The sequence below is a fragment of the Stutzerimonas stutzeri SDM-LAC genome, assembly GCF_000235745.1.
GTDB classification, from domain to species: Bacteria; Pseudomonadota; Gammaproteobacteria; order Pseudomonadales; family Pseudomonadaceae; genus Stutzerimonas; species Stutzerimonas stutzeri_H.
The window spans coordinates 1-13,556 of the sequence record NZ_AGSX01000066.1; the positions used below are offsets into that span (position 1 = coordinate 1).

Genomic DNA, 13,556 nt, shown 5'->3' on the forward strand with positions numbered 1-13,556 from the left:
ATACAGCGTCTAAACCCGCTGTCAACCACCTCTTTCAACCGCTTCCGATCAACCTGACCGAAGCCACCAACAGCGCAAAACCACCACCCTGTCAGCCCGGCGCATTCTACTTGAATTTGCCGTCCGTGCAAGCCTTAATTTTTGCTAACTTCTTGATTTACAAGAGGTTTCGCCTAAGGCCTGCGCCGGAGAAGGTGCGCATTATAGGCACTCAGAATCTGGCGTCAACCGTTTTCTATCGCCTGGCTGGGCGTGCTCCTCCTCCACCTATATAGAAGATTGAAACAGAAGATTGAAACCTTCTACGAACAAGCAATCTCTTTACGTAATCGGGGCCACGAGACACGTTTTTTACGTCCGGGTTCCCTAGCGGCTGCTTCCGACAAGTTAACTACCGCACATCCCTGACTTACACCCCCCTTCGAAGGGTCGCTCCGTCGCCTTAGATGGAACCACTTCACAGTCATCCTCGGCCTTCCTGTCTAGGATTCGCACCTCAATGGCGTGCGGGCATTGCACGTAGTAAGTCGTTGCGCATGAAGCGCACCTGTAAAGCGAAGCGCTGACGCAGGCATCAACTGAGTCATGGAATGACGTTTTCAAGCAAGCTAGCCGCCCACGTATTGGCGGTAGCGAAAGCTCCCATCACAGCTACCTGCTTCGCCGGCGACGATGTTCGCTATGCGGGAGAGTACGAGTTCTTAGAGCAGGAGCTTGGCAAGGCAGCGTCGCTGCACGCCGCCGGCTCCGTTGACTGGGAATCCGTTCGGGTCGGGAGCGAAAGCCTGCTAAGCACCCAGACAAAGGATCTGCGTATTGCGGCTTGGCTGACTTGGAGCCTGTATCAGCGTGATTCGTTTCTCGGATTGCATGCTGGCCTGTCCATGCTCGGCTTCTTCTGTCGCGACCATTGGGACGATATCCACCCACGCAAGGACCGCACTCGTACCGCTGCGATCACCTGGCTGGTCCCACGCATGGAACAGGTGCTCGCCGACCATGTGCCGATGGGCGAACAGCTCCCACTGTTCGAGCAAATCGCGGTCGAGCTGCGCAGCCTCGAAGGCTGCCTGGCGGCGAAGCTAGGACCACAGGCGCCTCTCCTATTGCCTCTATGCCGCCGGCTCGAGGAAATGGTCAAACGAGCCGGCGCTGCGCATCCGCAGCCAGGAGCTGTCGGTGCAGCTATAGCCCAGGTCAAGCAGGTAGCGGCGCAGGTATTCACGGCCACAACCCCAGTCGAGCACGAGAAAGACGCCCACAAGAGCCTGCGCAGCTTGCAGGATCAAGCCCGACCACTTTGCGGCTGGTGGCTCAAGCAGAAAGCCACCGACCTCAAGCCGCTACGGCTGGCTCGCACCCTGCTTTGGCTGTCCATCGATAGCCTTCCCGAACGCAACGCCGAGCAGATCACAGCGCTACGCGGCATTCCAGCAGACAAGCTAGCCGGCTATCGCGAACGCTTCTCTCAAGGACTTTACGCCGACCTGCTGGCCGACCTAGAAGCCAGCATTGCCCGCGCGCCGTTCTGGCTCGACGGTCAGCGTCTAGCCTGGGAATGCTTGAGCGAGCTGGACGCCGAACAGGCGATGCGCGAGGTTGAGATTCAGCTCGCCCTGTTCCTGCAGCGCATGCCAGGCCTCGACGAATTGCGATTTCACGACGGCGCTCCGTTCGCCGACACCGAAACCCGCGCCTGGATCAGCGCCAATGTGATGCCTCATGTGCAGCCGGCGCAGACCGTAAGTGAATCGCACGCCAACCACGGCGGAGCCACACTCGTATGGGAAGAGGCGCTGCAGGAAGTGCTCCCACAGTTGCGCAAAGACGGCCTCAAAAGCGCGGTACAGAAGCTCAAGATAGGCCTCAACCAAGCCCGCGGCGGGCGCGAACGCTTCTTCTGGCAACTGACCCTGGCCCGCTTGTGCTTCCAGGCCAAAAAATACGACCTGGCCAAGACCCAACTTGAATCCCTCGATCAGACGCTGCAGGCCTCAGGCCTCGGCGACTGGGAACCCGATCTCGCCCTCGAGGTGCTGCGTCTGTTGCATAGCTGCTGCGAGCTGCTGCCGCAGAACCACGCCGTGCGTGAAAGCAAGGATGAGATTTACCGCAGGCTGTGCCACCTCGATCTCGAAGTGGTACTCGATTAGGCCCCCGGGCCGTAAATGCAAAGGAGAAGACCCATGGCCAAAGAAGGCTCGGTAGCCCCAAAAGAACGCATCAATGTCACCTTTAAGCCCTCGACCGGCGGCGCTCAGGAAGAGCTGGAGCTCCCATTGAAATTGATGGTGCTCGGCGACTTCACTCAGCGCCCTGACGATCGCAAGATCGAAGACCGCAAGCCGATCGCCATCGACAAGAACAGCTTCGACGAAGTCTTGGCCAAGCAGGAGCTGAACCTCACCTTCTCGGTGCCAAACCGCCTGCAGGATGAACCCACCGACGAAGAGCTGGCCGTGCAGCTGAACATCAACTCGATGAAGGACTTCAACCCGGCCAACCTGGTCGAGCAGGTTCCGGAACTGAAGAAGCTGATGGAACTGCGCGACGCGCTGGTCGCCCTCAAAGGCCCGCTGGGTAACGCGCCGGCCTTCCGCAAAGCGATCGAAAGCGTGCTGGCCGATGACGTCTCGCGCGACCGCGTACTCGGTGAGCTGGGCCTCGCCGCGAAAGAACAACTGGACGCCTGAATCTCCCGACAAGGAAAGCCAACACAATGAGCACCAATGCAGCAGCCGTCGAAAGCGGCAAAAACCTCGCCGAGGTCGGCATCCTCGACCGCATCATCGCCGAAACCAAACTGACTCCCGATGACGAGGCTTATGACATCGCCAAGCGCGGTGTGTCGGCTTTCATCGAAGAACTGCTAAAGCCACAGAACGAGCACGAGCCCGTCAAAAAGGCCATGGTCGACCGTATGATCGCGGAAATCGACGCCAAGCTCAGCCGTCAAATGGACGAGATTCTCCACCACCAGCAATTCCAGGCGCTGGAATCCTCCTGGCGCGGCCTCAAGCTGCTGGTCGATCGCACCAACTTTCGCGAGAACATCAAGCTTGAGGTTCTCAACGCGTCCAAGCAGGACTTGCTCGACGATTTCGAAGACAGCCCGGAAGTCGTTCAATCCGGCCTGTACAAGCACGTCTACACCGCTGAGTACGGCCAGTTTGGTGGCCAGCCGGTCGGCGCGCTGATCGCCAACTACTTCTTCGATCCGAGCGCGCCCGACATCAAGACCATGCAGTACGTCGCATCGGTCGCCAGCATGTCTCACGCGCCGTTCATCGCCGCAGCCGGCCCGAAGTTCTTCGGCCTGGAAAGCTTCACGGGTCTGCCGGACCTCAAGGACCTCAAGGACCACTTCGAAGGTCCGCAGTTCGCCAAATGGCAAAGCTTCCGCGAGCAGGAAGATGCCCGCTACGTCGGCCTGACAGTTCCACGCTTCCTGCTGCGTAATCCCTATGACCCGGAAGACAACCCGGTCAAATCCTTCGTTTACAAGGAAAACGTGGCTAACAGCCACGAGCACTACCTGTGGGGCAACACTGCCTACACCTTCGCCAGCCGTCTGACCGACAGCTTCGCCAAGTTCCGCTGGTGTCCGAACATCATCGGTCCACAGAGCGGTGGCGCGGTGGAGGACCTTCCCCTGCACCATTTTGAAAGCATGGGCGAGATCGAAACCAAGATCCCAACTGAGGTCCTGGTCTCCGACCGTCGTGAATACGAACTGGCCGAAGAAGGCTTTATCGCCCTGACCATGCGCAAGGGCAGCGATAACGCCGCCTTCTTCTCGGCCAACTCGGCGCAGAAGCCTAAATTCTTCGGCAACAGCGAAGAAGGCAAGAACGCTGAGCTCAACTACAAACTCGGCACCCAGCTGCCTTACCTGTTCATCGTCAACCGCCTGGCGCACTACCTCAAGGTGCTGCAGCGCGAGCAGATCGGCGCCTGGAAAGAGCGCACCGACCTGGAGCTGGAACTGAACAAGTGGATCCGCCAGTACGTGGCCGACCAGGAGAACCCAAGCTCCGAAGTTCGCAGCCGTCGTCCGTTGCGCGCCGCGCAGGTCGTCGTCAGCGATGTCGACGGTGAGCCGGGCTGGTACCGCATCAGCCTGAACGTGCGCCCGCACTTCAAGTACATGGGTGCCGATTTCACCCTGTCGCTGGTTGGCAAGCTGGACAAGGAATAAGCATCCATGGCCTACGGCAGCCTGTTCGAACGCCTCGGCGGCGACGCCGACAAGCGCGCCGGCTGGAGCCGCGAAGTCGCGGCAATGGCTTCGGTGGCTGCCCATCTGGCCAAAATGCTCAGCACTCGGGCGGGCAGCGTGCAAACGTTGCCCGACTACGGGTTGCCCGATTTGAACGATATGCGCCTGTCATTGCACGACTCGCTGCAGCAGGCGCGTATTGCCATCGAACGTTTTATCGAGGCGTACGAACCGCGTTTGAGCGAGGTCCGGGTGCTATCCCTGCCCCGCGACCACGACCCACTGAGCTTGTCTTTTGCCATCGAAGGCCTGCTGGAAGTCGACGGTTTCAAGCGTCACGTGAGTTTCTCCGCGAGCCTGGATGGCAGCGGACAAGTAAAAGTCCACTAAGGAGAGCCTGATGTCCGGTCAACCCGCAGCCCGTTTGGGCGACCCCACCGATTGCCCGAAAAAGGGCCACGGCACTAACCCGATCGCGGCTGGCTCTCCTGACGTGCTATTTGATGGCATGCCCGCCGCGCGCATGGGCGACGCCTCCGCCTGCGGCGGTGCGCTGTCGGGCAGCGTAATCCCGACCGTGCTGATCAATGGCAAACCGGCCACCACCATCGGCACCGTGGGCAGCCACGGGAATGTGGTGGCGGCGGGGTCCGGAACGGTATTGATTGGCCTCAATGGGGGTGGCGCAACCATCGGCCCGGTCGGGCCAGTGTCTTTTGTAGCGGGTGCCGTAGCCGCTCTCGCTGACGCACTAATCCCAAGCGCCGAAGCGGCCAAGCAGAACAGCGAGGCGCTGGATTATCGATTGGAGTTGAAATCAGGCGGTAATCGCATCCTGACTCCATTGGAAATTCCTGACTACGACGAGCTAGCCCGCGGCATCACGAAGAATCTGGAAACTATCGATTTTCTGGTCAGCAACCGCGAGCAGCCCGCCGATAGCCTAACCCTGGAGGTACTGGACGGCAGCACGCTGATCTACGCCGAGGCCGATACCTCCAAGCTGCTGCCCACCGGCGAACACCCGTGGCAATGGGATGGCTACAGCTTGGCCGGCGTCCTTGATACCAAGGTGCTCAAGAGTGCCGCGCTCAAGGTGCGGCTGATTGCAGTAAAGGGCGGCGTACAGCAGATTGTGGACATGCCATTAGCAAATGAAAGCGAAGAGGTGGATTGGGTCGATGTACGGATTGATCGAAACGCCGCAACGGCACAGATTGACGTCCGCCCCAGTTTCTCCGACGGAGGCGTCAGCGGCCGAAACACCAGCCTCACCGCCAAGACCTACGAGCAGTTGAAGACCATGGCCAAAGCCGGCATCGAGCACTACTGGTCTCGCAACGGCAGTCGGCCGAATGGCATTGGCGCCCCAATTAGAACGACAAACGGGGAAATAGAAATAACCGTCATCGCGGACGTCAATGGCCGCCCCAGCGCCAGGGATTTCCCTCTGATCGAAAAACTGGACGCCAACTTCGGCCGCTCCACCAGCTTCGCCATGTTCAAGAAGATCTATCACAACGCCGGATTCTGGGATGCCGCTCGCTATCCGACCGGTTTCGCCGATGGCCACTTCGAACATACCGCCGCCCATGAGTTCGGCCACTTGGTGCTGAACGACTATGGCGATGGCGGGCTGATTCCGGAGTACTCCTGGAGCCACAAGCAAACCTCCAGCGTTCTCACCCAATCCCCGAACGACAACCATCCGGTTCCCGGCAACGGTGAAATCGATGTGATGCATTACCACTCCGACTATCCACGCGGCCCCCAGGGGTACCAGGACTACTGGAGCCGCTCGGTAGCCTCCGAGCAAGACGTCAAGGGCCTGCTGTGGCTCTCCCGGGTACGTTTCAATGACTAAAACTATCGCTTTCCTATTCGCGTCTTTGCTGGCCGGCTGCAGTGCTCAGACCAAAACCGTATTTATCGCAGACTTCGAAAATGCCTGTTCCTTCCCGGTCCAGGTCCGGGTTCAGGATTATTCCAACGCCAAGGGCAGCGGCGTACAGAATCAATACCTGGAGCCTGGACGCGTCGCGGAAGTGCTCTCCTACATATCCTTCGGAGACGACCTGGAGAGCAGCTTTCCCGCCACGTATCGCTTGACCCTCTCGGCCAACGGCTCCCAGCGTTCGCTCAACAAGCAGCAGTTTCTCGCGCAACTGAAGCGGTCCGACTACCAGCGAAAGGGCAACGCCATACATACCTGGGCGATCAGGGATGCCTCGTTGTGCCCACGAACAGCTCCATAGGTAGAACCTCGATGTCCTTCAACCACTACTACCAGAGCGAACTCACCGCCCTGCGCCAACTCGGCAAGCGCTTCGCCGAGCGCAGCCCTGCGCTAGCGCCGTTTCTGGGACAAGCGGGGCGCGACCCGGATGTCGAACGGCTGCTGGAAGGCTTTGCCTTCCTCACTGGCCGGCTGCGGCAAAAGCTCGACGACGAGCTGCCGGAGCTGACTCACTCACTGATGCACCTGCTTTGGCCAAACTACATGCGCCCGCTGCCGGCGTTCAGCATGTTGCAGTTCGACCCGGTCAAACGCCCAGGGCCCGCACTCATGGTGCCGCGCAATACACCGGTCGAGTCCAAGCCGATCCAGGGCGTTACCTGCCGTTTTCGCACCGCCTACGCCACGGAAGTTCTACCGTTGGCGCTCGACGGCCTGGATTATTCGGTTAAGGGCGGCGGCGCTCTGCTCAGTCTTCGCCTGCAGATGACGGCCGACGGTCATCTCGGCGAATTGAACCTCAAACAGCTGCGCCTTCATCTCGCCGGCGAGCGTTATATCAGCCAGATGCTTTACCTGAGCCTGCTGCGCAATGTGGCCGGCGTGCAGCTGGTCGCGTTGGATGCCAATGGCAAACCTTTCACCGACGGGTTCGGCATGCCTCTGCCCGCCCTCAATATCGATCCGTCAAAGCTGCAACCGGTAGGCTTTGCTGAAGACCAGGCGTTGATTCCCTACCCACTCAATACCTTCCGCGGTTATCGCTACTTGCAGGAATATTTCGCCTTTCAGGAGAAATTCCTGTTTGTCGACCTGCAAGGTCTGGATGCAGTCAAGCGCCTGCCGCAAGAAGTGCTGGAGCAGGCTCGCGGCTTCGAATTGCGCTTCGACATACACAAGGCCGGCGTGCAGCGCATCCGCCCGACCCTGGAAAACGTACGGCTGTATTGCACGCCGGTGGTCAATCTGTTCGAGCACGATGCGATCCCAATTCGCCTGGATGGCAAGCAGGATCAGTATCTGTTGATGCCATCGGAGCTGGACAGCAATCAGTGCGGCGTCTTCTCGGTCGACCGCGTCACCGGCTGGAAGCCCGGCGGCATGGGCTATGAAGAATACGTGCCCTTCGAATCGTTCGAGCATGATCCAAGCTTCGATGTCCCCGTGGCGCGCCCGCATTACAGCGTGCGCCAGCAGCCTTCGATGCTCGGCGATGGGCTCGAGACATACCTGAGCTTTGGCCTGCGTAACCTCGATCAGCACGAGACGCTGTCCATCGAGCTGACCTGCACGAACCAGAACCTGCCGCGCCAGCTGCGTCTCGGCGATATCTGCCTGCCCAGCGAAGACACGCCGGAGTTTTTGACCTTTCGCAACATCAGCGCCGTGACGCCGAGTTACGCGCCACCGTTGCACCGCGACTTCCTCTGGAAGTTGATCAGCAACATGTCACTGAACTACCTGTCGCTGGCCAACGTCGAGGCGCTCAAGGTCATCCTTGAAACCTACGACCTGCCGCGCTACTACGACCAGCACGCCGAAAAGGTCAGCAAGCGACTGCTGGGCGGCCTCAAGCAGATCGGGCACCAACATGTCGATCGGCTGCACCGCGGTCTGCCGGTGCGCGGTGTGCGTACCGAGCTGGTGATGGACCCCGAGGGCTATCTGGGCGAAGGCGATCTGTTCCTTTTCGCTTCGATACTCAATGAATTCTTTGCCTTGTACGCCAGCCTCAACTCGTATCACGAGCTGCGCGTCAGGAGCACACAAGGAGAGGTGTACCAATGGACGCCGCGCATGGGGCAGCAACCCCTGCTCTAAACCGGATCAGCCGGGGCATCCGCGAGTACAGCCTGTTCCAGGGTGTGCTGCTGGTGATGGACCGTCTGAAGGCCGCACATCCCGATCTGGACGAAGAGGCGCTCTACGAACACCTCGAATTCCAGGCCAACCCAAGCCTGGGGTTTCCCGGCAGTGACGTTGATCGCGTCGAGTTTTTTCAGGAGCACGGCGAGCTACGTGCACGCCTACGCATCAACCTGGTCAGCTTGTTCGGCGCCGGATCGCCACTGCCAGCCTTCTATGGCGAGCAGGCCCTTGGCGACAGCACGGAAGGAAACCCGACACGCGAGTTTCTCGACCTGTTCAACAACCGCTTGCAGCGCTTGATGCTGCCGATCTGGCAGAAGTACCGCTACCGTGCGCGCTTCACCAGTGGCGCGCGTGACCCGCTGTCCGAGCAACTGTTTGCCCTGATCGGGCTGGGCGGTGAACAGATCCGGGCCGCCTCCGAGCTCAATTGGAAGCGCCTGCTGCCCTACCTGGGCCTGCTAAGCCTGCGTGCGCATTCGGCCGCATTGATCGAGTCGGTGCTGCGCTACTACTTCAAGCATGCCGACCTGCGCATCGAGCAGTGTCTGGAGCGTCAGGTCGAAATACTTGCTGAGCAACAGAACCGCCTCGGCCGAGCCAATAGTCAACTGGGCGAAAGCCTGGTGCTTGGCGAACGCGTTCGCGATCGCGGCGGCAAATTCCGCATCCACATACGCCAACTGAGCTGGGACCGCTTCCACAAGTTTTTGCCCGTGGGCAGCGGCTACCAGCCGCTCTGCGCGCTGGTTCGCTTCACCCTGCGCGACCCACTCGACTACGACATACGCCTGGAGCTGCGTCGCGACGAAATCCGCGAAATGCGCATCGGCGCCGAAAACCCCTGCCGCCTCGGCTGGACCAGTTGGCTTGGCAGCGAACGCGCCGACGGCATGGTCACCTTGGGCAGCCAGACTCATTAAGGACGATGAAATGATTAACGTAGACCTTCAACAACTGGTACAGGCACTCGACGCCGAGACCAAGCGCGACTTGGAAGCCGCAGCCGAGCGCTGCGTAGTGCGTGGCGGCAGCAAGATTCTCGTTGAAGACCTGCTGCTGGGCCTGCTAGAGCGGCCCGAAGGCTTGCTGATGCGCGCCTTGCAGGACGCTGACGTCGATGCCGGATCCCTAGCTCACGCTCTGCAGCCGCGCGGCGAGCACAGTGAATCGCGTAACCCGGTCTTTTCTGCCGAACTGGTGCAGTGGCTACAGGATGCCCTGTTGGTAGGCAACCTAGAGCTCGGCCAGAGTCAGATCGATCAGGCCGCACTGATCCTGGCGCTGCTGCGCAATCCGATGCGCTATGCCGGCAGCCACTACCAGCCGCTGTTGTCGCGCCTGAACACCGAACGACTGCGCGAGTTCGCCTTGGCTCAGCAACCACAGGCGGTCCCTGGCAAGGCGGCGCCAGCGGGCGAGTCCAACCTGTCGCGTTTCACCCACAATTTCACCCAGCAAGCCCGGGACGGCAAACTCGATCCGGTGCTGTGCCGCGACGCCGCGATCCGCCAGATGATCGACATTCTCGCGCGCCGTCGCAAAAGCAACCCTATCGTGGTGGGCGAAGCCGGCGTCGGCAAAACGACAATCGTCGAAGGCCTGGCGCTGCGCATCGCCAATGGTGAAGTGCCGGACGCGCTCAAGGGCGTCGAACTGCTGTGCCTGGACCTTGGTTTGCTGCAGGCTGGCGCGAGCGTGAAAGGCGAATTCGAACGGCGGCTGCAAGGCGTTATCGACGAGGTCAAAGCCTCGCCCAAGCCGATCATCCTGTTCATTGATGAAGCCCACACCCTGATCGGCGCTGGCGGCCAGGCTGGGAGTGGCGATGCCGCCAACTTGCTCAAGCCGGCATTGGCCCGAGGCGAGTTGCGCACCATCGCGGCTACCACCTGGAGCGAATACAAGAAGTATTTCGAGAAGGACCCGGCCCTCGCACGCCGCTTCCAGCCGGTTCAGCTTCACGAGCCCACCGTCGACGAAGCAGTGACCATCCTGCGCGGCCTCGCCCCGGTGTATGAAAAGAGCCACGGCATCTACCTGCGCGACGACGCCGTGGTCGCCGCCGCCGAGCTATCGGCCCGCTACCTGGCCGGCCGCCAATTGCCCGACAAGGCGGTGGATGTTCTAGATACCGCCTGCGCCCGGGTACGCATCAGCCTGGCGGCCGCACCTGAAGCGCTGGAGCGCCTGCGAGGCGAGATCGCCGAGGGTGAACGCCAGGGGCTCGCGCTGCGCCGTGATCTCGATGCTGGCCTGCACATCGACACCGACATTCTGGACAGCCTGGAAACGCGCCTGGCGGCAGCCCGCGCAGAACTCGAGCAATTGGAAACCCGCTGGGCCACTCAGCGTTCGCTGGCCGAGAGGCTATTGGATCTGCGCAAACAATGCGCAACTGCTCGAACATCGCCCGAGTGCGTATCCGATGACGAAACCCGCCCTGATCTTGAACAGCTCGAAGCCAAGCTAAGGGACCTTCAGCTCGAGCTTGCCAGTGCCCAAGCCGCCGAGCGGCTGGTGAGTTTCGAGGTCTGCCCTCGTTTGGTGGCCGAAGTCATTAGCCACTGGACCGGCGTACCGCTCTCCCAGCTGGCGCGCGAGCACAACAGCAAGGTGCTCAGCTTTGCCGCCGATCTGCGCCAGCGTGTGCGCGGGCAGGAACAGGCCATCGAAGCACTGGACCGCTCCATGCGTGCCACGGCTGCTGGACTGAACAAGTCCGATGCGCCGGTCGGTGTCTTTCTGCTGGTAGGCCCAAGCGGCGTCGGCAAGACCGAAACCGCACTTGCGTTGGCCGACCTGCTCTATGGCGGCGAGCGTTTCCTCACGACCATCAACATGTCCGAATTTCAGGAAAAGCACACCGTATCTCGCCTGATCGGTGCGCCACCCGGTTATGTGGGTTACGGCGAAGGCGGCATGCTCACCGAGGCCGTGCGCCAGAAGCCCTACTCGGTCGTGCTGCTTGATGAAGTCGAAAAAGCCGACCCGGACGTAATGAACGTCTTCTACCAGATCTTCGACAAGGGCGTGGCCAACGACGGTGAGGGACGGGAGATCAACTTCCGCAACACCCTGATCCTGATGACCAGCAACCTGGCCAGCGATCGTATCGCCGATCTTTGCCAAGGCGGCCAGCGACCAGAGACCGAAGACCTGGAGCTGGCGATTCGACCTGCACTGACCCAGCACTTCAAACCGGCCCTGCTAGCCCGCATGCGGGTGGTCCCCTATTACCCAATTCAGGGTGACGTGCTGAACGAACTGGTGGCGCTCAAACTGTCGCGCTTCGGTGATCGCCTAACGCGGCGCCAGTTGCAGTTCAGTCACTGCGAGGCACTGGTCCGGCACCTGGCTGAGCGTTGCACTCACAGCGACAGCGGTGCACGCCTGATCGATCACCTAATCGATCAGCACCTGCAGCCACTGGTCGTCGATCGGCTGCTCGACGCCATGGCGAGTGGCCAAGCATTGCAACGTGCGCATGCAACTCTCGACGGCGACGGGGCGGTGGTTTGTGAGTTCGCTTAAGGTGCCGCCTATGCTGACTGAGCATTCCGCGCCTGCCAGCGCGCTACTGGATCGCTTAGCCGAGCTGGCCTGGACGACGGATACAAGCGGCTGGCTGGACGGGCTGGTACAAACGGCGGCGCAGCTGGCGAGCTGCCCGCTCGCCCAGCTCTACCTGCTCGATGCGACCCACACACGTCTGACCCTGTCGGCCGAGTGGTTCGATGGTGCCCGGCGGCAAGAAACCGCGAGCCTGCCCAGCGACTACCGAGACGAACAATTGCTGCAGTACTGTCTCAGCCAGAATCGCCAGCTGAGCATCGTCCCGCTGGACGCCAACCTGCACGAAACCGGTTTTCTTCCTGAATCGTCGCGCCCTTGGCGCAGCCTGCTCTGCTTGCCGCTGGAGAATGCAGAAGGTCATGTCGTCGGGCTGATGGTGGCTGCCAGTACCGCCACTCAGGACCTCACCGCTGCGACCGCAACCTTGACCAACCTCGGCCGTTTTGCCCTCGGCCAGGCCCATCTGCTCAATAGACTACTCGGCGTGGCCCAACCTGCACCTGGCGAGATCACCCCGAGGCGCCCATGCACCAGCGGGTACGGGCTGATTGGTGAGAGCCCGCGCATGCGTGCGGTTTACGGGCTGATCGGCAAAGTCCTGCACAACCCCGTCAGTGTTCTGCTGACAGGTGAAACAGGTACTGGTAAGGAACTGGTGGCACGCGCTATCCATGATTGCGGCTCGCGGCGCAGCCAAGCCTTCATCGTGCAAAACTGCGCGGCTCTACCCGAACACCTGCTCGAGAGCGAGCTGTTCGGTTATCGAAAAGGCGCCTTTACCGGTGCCGAACGCGACCACGAAGGCCTGTTCGATGCGGCCGACGGTGGCACGTTGTTCCTCGATGAAATCGGCGACATGCCGCTGACCCTACAAGCCAAGCTGCTGCGTGTTCTGCAGGAAGGCGAGGTCCGACCGCTTGGCAGCACGCGCACCCATAAAGTTGACGTCCGAATCGTCGCCGCAACTCACCAAGACCTGCACAAGCGAGTCGAGGAGGGGCGCTTTCGTGAAGACCTGTACTACCGCCTGTCCATCTTCCCGATCGAATTGCCGCCGCTTCGGGACCGCGATCAGGACGTCCTTCGTCTAGCCCGCCACTTTGCCGACAAAGCCTGCGGTTTTCTGCAGCGCGATACCGTGCGCTGGTCGGACGCGGCGCTTGAGCAACTGGCTGACTATGCCTTTCCCGGCAACGTGCGCGAGCTCAAGGGGCTGGTCGAACGTGCCGTGCTCCTGAGCGACGGCGGCGAACTATTACCGGAACATTTCAGCCTGCGCACGGTGGATAACGACCTGGACAGCACGCTGGATTTACGCGCGCGGCTGGAACGGGTCGAGCGCAACCTGCTGATTGACTGTCTGCTTAAGAACGGCGGCAACCAGAGCCAGGCCGCTCGAGAATTAGGGCTACCGCGCCGCACCTTGCTCTACCGCATGGAGCGCCTGGGTGTTAACGCCAGCACCCTCTGAGCTCAAGGAGATGAGCATGAGTGTTCATAGATTGCTGACTGTTGCTGCCTTGGCGGGGTTTGTAACAGCGCTAGCCGGCTGCGGCACTTTAATCGGCCTCGATACGGTGCTGCTACCGATTGACCTGACAGACATCGCAAACGCTCCGATTGATAACCGGTAGCCTCGCCCCTCGACCTGAACGG

General features: G+C 60.8%; 10 protein-coding genes. All 10 read left to right on the forward strand.

Translation table 11 applies throughout. The features are described from left to right. The first annotated feature begins 590 nt into the window (after positions 1-590). From tssA to PSTU_RS0107690, 10 genes are read left to right on the forward strand one after another with little or no spacing between them, the layout of a single operon-like run. Complete coding sequence (gene tssA / locus PSTU_RS0107645; protein WP_019340451.1) at positions 591-2,153, forward strand: type VI secretion system protein TssA; 1,563 nt, start codon at positions 591-593, stop codon at positions 2,151-2,153. A 33-nt stretch (positions 2,154-2,186) separates the two neighbouring features. After that, positions 2,187-2,693 (forward strand): type VI secretion system contractile sheath small subunit, encoded by a 507-nt coding sequence (gene tssB / locus PSTU_RS0107650; protein WP_019340452.1) that lies wholly within the window; start codon positions 2,187-2,189, stop codon positions 2,691-2,693. Between the two features lie 26 nt (positions 2,694-2,719). After that, on the forward strand, positions 2,720-4,198 hold the full coding sequence (tssC, locus tag PSTU_RS0107655; protein ID WP_019340453.1) for a type VI secretion system contractile sheath large subunit: 1,479 nt from the start codon (positions 2,720-2,722) through the stop codon (positions 4,196-4,198). A gap of 6 nt (positions 4,199-4,204) precedes the next feature. Next, positions 4,205-4,609: a type VI secretion system baseplate subunit TssE gene (gene tssE, locus PSTU_RS0107660; RefSeq protein WP_019340454.1), complete on the forward strand. Its 405-nt coding sequence runs from the start codon at positions 4,205-4,207 to the stop codon at positions 4,607-4,609. A gap of 10 nt (positions 4,610-4,619) precedes the next feature. Then, a complete protein-coding gene (locus PSTU_RS0107665) occupies positions 4,620-6,083 on the forward strand; it encodes a PAAR domain-containing protein (RefSeq protein WP_019340455.1) in 1,464 nt (487 codons plus the stop codon). Further along, positions 6,076-6,474: a hypothetical protein gene (locus PSTU_RS0107670; protein WP_019340456.1), complete on the forward strand. Its 399-nt coding sequence runs from the start codon at positions 6,076-6,078 to the stop codon at positions 6,472-6,474. The genes PSTU_RS0107665 and PSTU_RS0107670 overlap by 8 nt, the downstream gene beginning before the upstream one ends. 11 nt (positions 6,475-6,485) lie before the next feature. Further along, positions 6,486-8,276: a type VI secretion system baseplate subunit TssF gene (gene tssF / locus PSTU_RS0107675; protein ID WP_019340457.1), complete on the forward strand. Its 1,791-nt coding sequence runs from the start codon at positions 6,486-6,488 to the stop codon at positions 8,274-8,276. After that, a complete protein-coding gene (tssG, locus tag PSTU_RS0107680) occupies positions 8,240-9,247 on the forward strand; it encodes a type VI secretion system baseplate subunit TssG (protein ID WP_019340458.1) in 1,008 nt (335 codons plus the stop codon). Before tssF ends, tssG begins: the two co-directional genes overlap by 37 nt. A gap of 10 nt (positions 9,248-9,257) precedes the next feature. After that, positions 9,258-11,858: a type VI secretion system ATPase TssH gene (gene tssH, locus PSTU_RS0107685; RefSeq protein ID WP_019340459.1), complete on the forward strand. Its 2,601-nt coding sequence runs from the start codon at positions 9,258-9,260 to the stop codon at positions 11,856-11,858. A gap of 10 nt (positions 11,859-11,868) precedes the next feature. Beyond that, positions 11,869-13,371, forward strand: coding sequence for a sigma-54 interaction domain-containing protein (locus tag PSTU_RS0107690; protein ID WP_019340460.1), 1,503 nt, complete (start codon positions 11,869-11,871; stop codon positions 13,369-13,371). The last annotated feature ends 185 nt before the right edge of the window (positions 13,372-13,556 follow it).

Coding starts and splice junctions, on each gene's coding strand:
- tssA (WP_019340451.1), top strand. CDS start 591: ATGACGTTTTCAAGCAAGCTAGCCGCCCACGTATTGGCGGTAGCGAAA.
- tssB (WP_019340452.1), top strand. CDS start 2,187: ATGGCCAAAGAAGGCTCGGTAGCCCCAAAAGAACGCATCAATGTCACC.
- tssC (WP_019340453.1), top strand. CDS start 2,720: ATGAGCACCAATGCAGCAGCCGTCGAAAGCGGCAAAAACCTCGCCGAG.
- tssE (WP_019340454.1), top strand. CDS start 4,205: ATGGCCTACGGCAGCCTGTTCGAACGCCTCGGCGGCGACGCCGACAAG.
- PSTU_RS0107665 (WP_019340455.1), top strand. CDS start 4,620: ATGTCCGGTCAACCCGCAGCCCGTTTGGGCGACCCCACCGATTGCCCG.
- PSTU_RS0107670 (WP_019340456.1), top strand. CDS start 6,076: ATGACTAAAACTATCGCTTTCCTATTCGCGTCTTTGCTGGCCGGCTGC.
- tssF (WP_019340457.1), top strand. CDS start 6,486: ATGTCCTTCAACCACTACTACCAGAGCGAACTCACCGCCCTGCGCCAA.
- tssG (WP_019340458.1), top strand. CDS start 8,240: ATGGACGCCGCGCATGGGGCAGCAACCCCTGCTCTAAACCGGATCAGC.
- tssH (WP_019340459.1), top strand. CDS start 9,258: ATGATTAACGTAGACCTTCAACAACTGGTACAGGCACTCGACGCCGAG.
- PSTU_RS0107690 (WP_019340460.1), top strand. CDS start 11,869: ATGCTGACTGAGCATTCCGCGCCTGCCAGCGCGCTACTGGATCGCTTA.